Source organism: Streptomyces sp. NPDC057136, from assembly GCF_042670885.1.
Taxonomy (GTDB): Bacteria; Actinomycetota; Actinomycetes; order Streptomycetales; family Streptomycetaceae; genus Streptomyces.
On record NZ_JBHUUV010000087.1, the window covers coordinates 2,044 to 5,351 of the forward strand.

General features: G+C 56.2%; 1 rRNA gene. It reads left to right on the top strand.

Annotated elements, in window-relative coordinates:
• Positions 1-159 precede the first annotated feature (159 nt).
• A 23S ribosomal RNA gene (locus ACFT7S_RS38495) occupies positions 160-3,286 on the top strand.
• Positions 3,287-3,308 lie beyond the last annotated feature (22 nt).

Consider the following 3,308-nt stretch of genomic DNA (forward strand, 5'->3'; position numbering starts at 1 on the left):
TAGGTGATCGGTCGGGTCGGGCACGCTGTTGGGTATCTGAAGGTACGGGCTTTTTAGTCTGGATCTTCGGTTGCCGGCCCCAGTGAACTCGTCTGTTAGGACGGGGTGATGGGTGGCTGGTCGTTGTTTGAGAACTGCACAGTGGACGCGAGCATCTGTGGCCAAGTTTTTAAGGGCGCACGGTGGATGCCTTGGCACCAGGAACCGATGAAGGACGTGGGAGGCCACGATAGTCCCCGGGGAGCTGTCAACCAAGCTTTGATCCGGGGGTTTCCGAATGGGGAAACCCGGCAGTCGTCATGGGCTGTCACCCACTGCTGAACACATAGGCAGTGTGGAGGGAACGCGGGGAAGTGAAACATCTCAGTACCCGCAGGAAGAGAAAACAACCGTGATTCCGGGAGTAGTGGCGAGCGAAACTGGATGAGGCCAAACCGTATGCGTGTGATACCCGGCAGGGGTTGCGCATGCGGGGTTGTGGGATCTCTTTTTCATGGTCTGCCGACTGTGAGACGAGTCAGAAACCGTTGGTGTAGGCGAAGGACATGCGAAAGGTCCGGCGTAGAGGGTAAGACCCCCGTAGCTGAAACATCAACGGCTCGTTTAAGAGACACCCAAGTAGCACGGGGCCCGAGAAATCCCGTGTGAATCTGGCGGGACCACCCGCTAAGCCTAAATATTCCCTGGTGACCGATAGCGGATAGTACCGTGAGGGAATGGTGAAAAGTACCGCGGGAGCGGAGTGAAATAGTACCTGAAACCGTGTGCCTACAAGCCGTGGGAGCGTCGCTGTTGTTCTTCGGAACAGCAGTCGTGACTGCGTGCCTTTTGAAGAATGAGCCTGCGAGTTAGCGGTGTGTAGCGAGGTTAACCCGTGTGGGGAAGCCGTAGCGAAAGCGAGTCCGAATAGGGCGATTTAGTTGCACGCTCTAGACCCGAAGCGGAGTGATCTAGCCATGGGCAGGTTGAAGCGGAGGTAAGACTTCGTGGAGGACCGAACCCACCAGGGTTGAAAACCTGGGGGATGACCTGTGGTTAGGGGTGAAAGGCCAATCAAACTCCGTGATAGCTGGTTCTCCCCGAAATGCATTTAGGTGCAGCGTCGTGTGTTTCTTGCCGGAGGTAGAGCACTGGATAGGCGATGGGCCCTACCGGGTTACTGACCTTAGCCAAACTCCGAATGCCGGTAAGTGAGAGCACGGCAGTGAGACTGTGGGGGATAAGCTCCATGGTCGAGAGGGAAACAGCCCAGAGCATCGACTAAGGCCCCTAAGCGTACGCTAAGTGGGAAAGGATGTGGAGTCGCAGAGACAACCAGGAGGTTGGCTTAGAAGCAGCCACCCTTGAAAGAGTGCGTAATAGCTCACTGGTCAAGTGATTCCGCGCCGACAATGTAGCGGGGCTCAAGCGTACCGCCGAAGTCGTGTCATTCATACACATATCCCCAACGGGAGTATGGATGGGTAGGGGAGCGTCGTGTGCCGGGTGAAGCAGCCGCGGAAGCGAGTTGTGGACGGTTCACGAGTGAGAATGCAGGCATGAGTAGCGATACACACGTGAGAAACGTGTGCGCCGATTGACTAAGGGTTCCTGGGTCAAGCTGATCTGCCCAGGGTAAGTCGGGACCTAAGGCGAGGCCGACAGGCGTAGTCGATGGACAACCGGTTGATATTCCGGTACCCGCTTTGAAACGCCCAGTACTGAATCAGGCGATGCTAAGTCCGTGAAGCCGGCCCGATCTCTTCGGAGTTGAGGGTAGTGGTGGAGCCGATGAACCAGACTTGTAGTAGGTAAGCGATGGGGTGACGCAGGAAGGTAGTCCAACCCGGGCGGTGGTAGTTCCCGGGGTAAGGGTGTAGGCCGTGTGATAGGCAAATCCGTCACACATTAAGGCTGAGACCTGATGCCGAGCCGATTGTGGTGAAGTGGATGATCCTATGCTGTCAAGAAAAGCCTCTAGCGAGTTTCATGGCGGCCCGTACCCTAAACCGACTCAGGTGGTCAGGTAGAGAATACCGAGGCGTTCGGGTGAACTATGGTTAAGGAACTCGGCAAAATGCCCCCGTAACTTCGGGAGAAGGGGGGCCATCACTGGTGATCCGATTTACTCGGTGAGCTGGGGGTGGCCGCAGAGACCAGCGAGAAGCGACTGTTTACTAAAAACACAGGTCCGTGCGAAGCCGTAAGGCGATGTATACGGACTGACGCCTGCCCGGTGCTGGAACGTTAAGGGGACCGGTTAGTGCACTTTCGGGTGTGCGAAGCTGAGAACTTAAGCGCCAGTAAACGGCGGTGGTAACTATAACCATCCTAAGGTAGCGAAATTCCTTGTCGGGTAAGTTCCGACCTGCACGAATGGCGTAACGACTTCTCGACTGTCTCAACCATAGGCCCGGTGAAATTGCACTACGAGTAAAGATGCTCGTTTCGCGCAGCAGGACGGAAAGACCCCGGGACCTTTACTATAGTTTGATATTGGTGTTCGGTTCGGCTTGTGTAGGATAGGTGGGAGACTTTGAAGCGGCCACGCCAGTGGTTGTGGAGTCGTCGTTGAAATACCACTCTGGTCGTGCTGGATGTCTAACCTGGGTCCGTGATCCGGATCAGGGACAGTGTCTGATGGGTAGTTTAACTGGGGCGGTTGCCTCCTAAAGAGTAACGGAGGCGCCCAAAGGTTCCCTCAGCCTGGTTGGCAATCAGGTGTTGAGTGTAAGTGCACAAGGGAGCTTGACTGTGAGACCGACGGGTCGAGCAGGGACGAAAGTCGGGACTAGTGATCCGGCAGTGGCTTGTGGAAGCGCTGTCGCTCAACGGATAAAAGGTACCCCGGGGATAACAGGCTGATCTTCCCCAAGAGTCCATATCGACGGGATGGTTTGGCACCTCGATGTCGGCTCGTCGCATCCTGGGGCTGGAGTCGGTCCCAAGGGTTGGGCTGTTCGCCCATTAAAGCGGTACGCGAGCTGGGTTTAGAACGTCGTGAGACAGTTCGGTCCCTATCCGCTGTGCGCGTAGGAATATTGAGAAGGGCTGTCCCTAGTACGAGAGGACCGGGACGGACGAACCTCTGGTGTGCCAGTTGTCCTGCCAAGGGCATGGCTGGTTGGCTACGTTCGGAAAGGATAACCGCTGAAAGCATCTAAGCGGGAAGCCTGCTTCGAGATGAGTATTCCCACCCCCTTTGAGGGGTTAAGGCTCCCAGTAGACGACTGGGTTGATAGGCCAGATGTGGAAGCCCGGTAACGGGTGGAGCTGACTGGTACTAATAGGCCGAGGGCTTGTCCTCAGTTGCTCGCGTCCACTGTGTT